The following is a 4,209-nucleotide window of genomic DNA, read 5'->3' on the forward strand; positions in this document are numbered from 1 at the left end:
GTCGCGGTGAGCAGGTAGTAGTCGAGCAGGCCGTCCCGCCAGGTGTTGAGGAAGTTCCGGGTCCAGTGGTCGGACGGGACGGTGCCTTCGAGATAGCGGTCGAGGCCGGGCCAGACGTCCGTGCCGATGGACTCGGTGGTGACCTCGGCGAAGCCGGCCGCCCCGAGGTCGGCGACGAAGCCGGCCAGCGGGTGGGCGACGTCCAGGCCGTTGGCGAAGCTGCCGAGCAGGATGCTCAGCCGCTCGGCGACATCGGGCCCCTCGGCGGCGAAGAAGGTGGCCACCACCAGCCGGCCGCCGGGGCGCAGCACCCGGGCCGTCTCCTGGGCGAAGCCGGTCAGCTCACGGAAGTGCTGGGCCGCCTCGACCGTGTACAGGCCGTCCAGCGAGGCGTCCGCGAAGGGCAGGTCGTCGGCGGAGCCCAGGGTGTAGCCGAGCCGGTCCGGGAACGTCGCCAGTGCCTTGGCGTTGACGGCGCGGGCGCGCTCGATCTGGTCGGGGTGGATGTCGACGCCGGTGACGGCGGCGAAGCGGAACTCGCAGAGCGCGAGCGCCGCGCCCAGACCGCGCCCGCAGCCCACCTCGCCGAGCCGCAGCGACTCGGCCGGCCCGGGGAAGGCGCGCAGCACCCGGCGGTAGAGGTTCTCCTGGCTGCGGACGCGGTCCTCGGTCGTCGGGTCGGTGGTGCGGATGCCGCTCCAGTCGCCGAAGTTGATGAATCCGCCCGCGAAGGAGGCGGCCTGTGACAGGTCGTCGGCGCCGTAGGTCTGGCGTACCGGTCCTGGGATGCGGTCCTGGCTCATGGCTCGCTCGGGCTCCTCGTGTGTCGTGGCGACGGCCGGGTGAAGGCGGTGGCCGGGGTGACGGCGCGGGCGGGGGAGGGCCGGTGGTCCGGGCCTCCCGCGGGCGCGCGCCGCAGTACGTACCCAAACCGGCCGGTGCTGGAACTACCCGAAGGAAGTGGTTTCGGGAGGGACGGAGCAGGTCTGGAGGGGCGGGTGGGGGTCGGCGCGGGTGCCGCGGGCGGCCTGGGAGACTGGGCACCGATCGATCGTTCGGATCCGACGGGGACGGGGAGCGTCATGAGTACGGGTACGGGTGCAGGGACGGGTGTTGGTACGGGGGACGGCGCGGGGGACGGGCGGATCGCCCCGCCGCTGACCGGGGGCGAGCGCGAGATGCTGCGGGCCTTCCTGGACTTCCACCGGGCCACGCTGGCGATGAAGTGCGCCGGGCTGACGGACGAACAGCTGCGGCTGCGGTCGAGCCCGCCGTCGACGCTGACCCTGCTCGGGCTGGTGCGCCACATGGCGGAGGTCGAGCGGACCTGGTTCCGGCGGGTCATCGACGGGGAGGACATCCCGCTGGTGTGGTCCGCCGAGGGCGACTTCCAGGTCGCCTACGACGCGGACGGGGCGGACCGGGCCGAGGCCTTCGCGGCCTGGGAGGTGGAGGTGGAGCACTCCCGGCGGATCGAGCGGGAGGCGGAGTCGCTGGACGTCACCGGGTACCAGGCGCGCTGGCAGGCGGAGGTCTCGCTGCGGCTGGTGATGCTGCACCTGATCCACGAGTACGCGCGGCACAACGGGCACGCGGACTTCCTGCGGGAGGCGATCGACGGGGTGGTCGGGGCGTAGCGGGGCGGCAGCGCCGGAAGGGGCCGGGGGTCCCGGTGAACGCGCGGCGGGGTGCGGGCCGTATCCGTCACCGTGACAGTGATGACCTCGGGACGCGGTGCTGGCAAGCTGGCCGCCATGGCGGAAGCGATGGGTGAGGCGGGAGTCCGGGAGCTGGTCGCGGGGTGGCTCGCGGCTGAGCGGCCCGGCGAGGAGGGGCCCGGCGGCGCGGAACCGGCCGGCGGCGGGTGGGCGGTGCCCCCGGCCGCGGGGGCGGTGGTGGTCGCGGCCGCCCGGCGGCTGGCCGCGGCCGGTCCGGGGCCGGGCGGTCCGCCGTCGGCGGCGCCGGAGGGGCTGCGGCTCGTCGCGGAGGCCCTGGTGGTGGACGAGCACCCGTCGGCGGGAGCGTGGACGGAGCGGGAGCGGGCGGAGGCCGTGGAGTGGGTGGCGCTGCTGCTGCACCGCTTCGGCGAGGACGGCGTCACGATGCTGACGGCCGAGCTGGCAGGGTCGGAGGGTTCGGCGGGCTCGGTAGGTTCGACGGGGGAGTCCGGGGTGGGGGACCCGGAGTCCGGACGCGCCTCGGCCGGCTGACCGGCTAACCGGCTAACACCGCCAGCCGCCGGTCCAGCTCGCTGACGACCGCGGTGTCGCCGAGCCGCCCGTACAGTCCGCGGGCCGCCCGCAGGGTGCCGACGGCCTCCGGGGTGCGGCCGGTCGCCAGCAGGAAGTCGGCGAAGTGGCGTTCGGCCACCGCGTGCAGATGGACGGCCCCGGCGAACCGGCAGCGCTCCACCGTCTGCCGCCAGGCCTCCTCCGCGTCTCCGTACCGGCCGAGCAGTTGCAGGGCGTGCGCCTCGTTGATCATCGCGGAGAGGTGGAAGACGGCCAGTGGGTGCTCGGCGAGCAGGGCCCTGGCCTCCCGGGCGCGGCGCAGCGCCTGGGCCGGATCGCCGGCCAGGCCGTACAGGCCGGCGGTGTTGCTGAGCGCGTAGGGGGCGTGCTCGGCGTGGCCGTGCGTCTCGGCCAGGGCGATCGCCCGCTCGCCCAGTCGGACCGCCTCGTCGGGTCGGCCGCCGGCCGCCGTGGTCACGGCCAGCACGGTGAGCGCCTGCACCCGGACGGCGTCGTCGGTACCGGAACTGCGGTCGACCGCCCGCAGGGCCAGCCGGTGCGCCTCCACCGTCCGGCCGCGGCCGCTCAGGGCGCGGGCCGTCACGGCCTCCATCGCGGCCACCGCGGCCGGATCGCCGGTGCGCCCGGCCGCGTCGAGTCCGGTCCGCAGGCAGGCCAGCCGGTCCGGGCGGCGTCCGACGCTGTAGTAGAGGCCGTCGGCGCGGTAGGCGAGCCGCCACGCGCGGTCGTGGTCGCCGCTCTCGGAGGCGGCGGAGACCAGGCCCCGGACGGCGGGCTCCTCGGCCTGGAACCAGTCCAGGATCGAGCGGACGGTGGGCAGATGGGGCCGGGCGGCGCGTCGGCCGCCGAACCTCGACGGCGGGCCGCCGGGGCCGCCGGAGCCGGTGCCGGTGGGACCGGTGGCGCCCGGGGCGGGTTGCAGCAGGGCGGCGCCGTGGGCCACCGTCGCCAGGTAGTGGTCGGCCAGCGCGGCGGTGGCGGTGGCGTGCTCGGACGCGTGCCGCTCGTCGAGGAGTTCGGCCCCGTAGAGCCGGATCAGGTCGCAGCGGCGGTAGCGGCCGGGCGCGATCTCGGTGAGCAGGTGGTGCGCGGCCAGGGCGGCCAGCGCGTCCCGGGCCTCGTCCGGACCGGCGCCGAGCAGCGCGGCCGCGGCGGGGACGTCCGTCTCCCGGCCGGGGTGGACGGCGAGCAGGGCCAGCAGGTGGGCCGCCGTACCGGTCAGGTGGCGGAGCGTCCGGTCCAGCGCGGCGCGCAGGCTGCTGTTCCCCCGGGTGTCCAGGGCGTGCAGCCTGGTCCGCTCGTCGTCGAGTTCGGGCAGCAGGTCGGCGATCGCCCAGGCGGGGTGGGTGGCCAGCCGGGCGGCGACGATCCGCAGGGCGAGCGGCAGCCGGCGACCCGGGCGGCGGCCTCCGGTTCGGCGGCCACCCGGGGGCGGCCGAGCAGGTGCTCCAGCAGGCGCCCGGCCTCCTCGGCGGGCAGCGGGCCGAGGCGCAGCAGGGCGGCGCCCTCGGTGACCACGAGGTCCGCCAGGGTGCTGCGGCTGGTGACCACGGTCGCGCAGCCGGGACCGGCGGGCAGCAGGTCGGTGAGGTCCCCGGCGTCCGCGACGTCGTCCAGGACCACCAGCAGGCGGCGGTCGCGGCTGAGCGAGCGGTACAGGGCGGCGCGGGCCGATCGGTCCTCGGGCAGTTCGGACTCCGGCACGCCCAGGGCCTGGAGGAACCGGCCCAGCACGGCGGCGGGTTCGGCGGGGCGGCCCGGGCCGAAGGCGTTGAGGTCGGCGAAGAGCCGTCCGTCGGGGTAGGCGGCGGCCGCGTCGTGGGCCCAGCGGAGGGCGGTGGCGGTCTTGCCGGTCCCGGCCGGGCCGACCAGGACGCCGATCGTGGCGGCGGCGGGCGTGGCGGCGCTGTTCGCGCCGGTGCTGTCCGTGCCGGTGCTGTCCGCGCTGGTGTTGTCC

Annotated in this window: 5 protein-coding genes; 2 read left to right on the forward strand and 3 right to left on the reverse strand. The window is 76.7% G+C overall.

What is annotated here, in order from left to right; genetic code table 11:
• Nucleotides 1-803 (reverse strand): class I SAM-dependent methyltransferase (locus VR45_RS40295; protein ID WP_045944945.1); only part of this gene is annotated, 803 nt, incomplete at its 3' end.
• Between the two features lie 375 nt (nucleotides 804-1,178).
• On the opposite strand from VR45_RS40295, the gene VR45_RS40300 reads away from it, so the two are divergent.
• Entirely contained in the window at nucleotides 1,179-1,637 is a 459-nt protein-coding gene (locus VR45_RS40300; protein ID WP_045944946.1) for a DinB family protein, read from the forward strand.
• Between the two features lie 81 nt (nucleotides 1,638-1,718).
• Nucleotides 1,719-2,210, forward strand: coding sequence for a hypothetical protein (locus VR45_RS40305; protein ID WP_159394550.1), 492 nt, complete (start codon nucleotides 1,719-1,721; stop codon nucleotides 2,208-2,210).
• A 4-nt stretch (nucleotides 2,211-2,214) separates the two neighbouring features.
• On the opposite strand, the gene VR45_RS43165 is transcribed toward VR45_RS40305, so the two are convergent.
• Both VR45_RS43165 and VR45_RS50395 read right to left on the reverse strand, forming a co-directional pair.
• Nucleotides 2,215-3,195 carry a tetratricopeptide repeat protein gene (locus tag VR45_RS43165; protein WP_052709741.1) on the reverse strand — a complete coding sequence of 327 codons (981 nt, stop codon included), beginning with the start codon at nucleotides 3,193-3,195 and terminating at the stop codon, nucleotides 2,215-2,217.
• 275 nt (nucleotides 3,196-3,470) lie between these two features.
• On the reverse strand, nucleotides 3,471-4,209 hold a 739-nt coding region (locus tag VR45_RS50395; RefSeq protein ID WP_159394551.1), incomplete at its 5' end, for an ATP-binding protein.

Origin of the sequence: Streptomyces sp. NRRL S-495, from assembly GCF_000966955.1 — a bacterium.
GTDB classification, from domain to species: domain Bacteria; phylum Actinomycetota; class Actinomycetes; order Streptomycetales; family Streptomycetaceae; genus Kitasatospora; species Kitasatospora purpeofusca.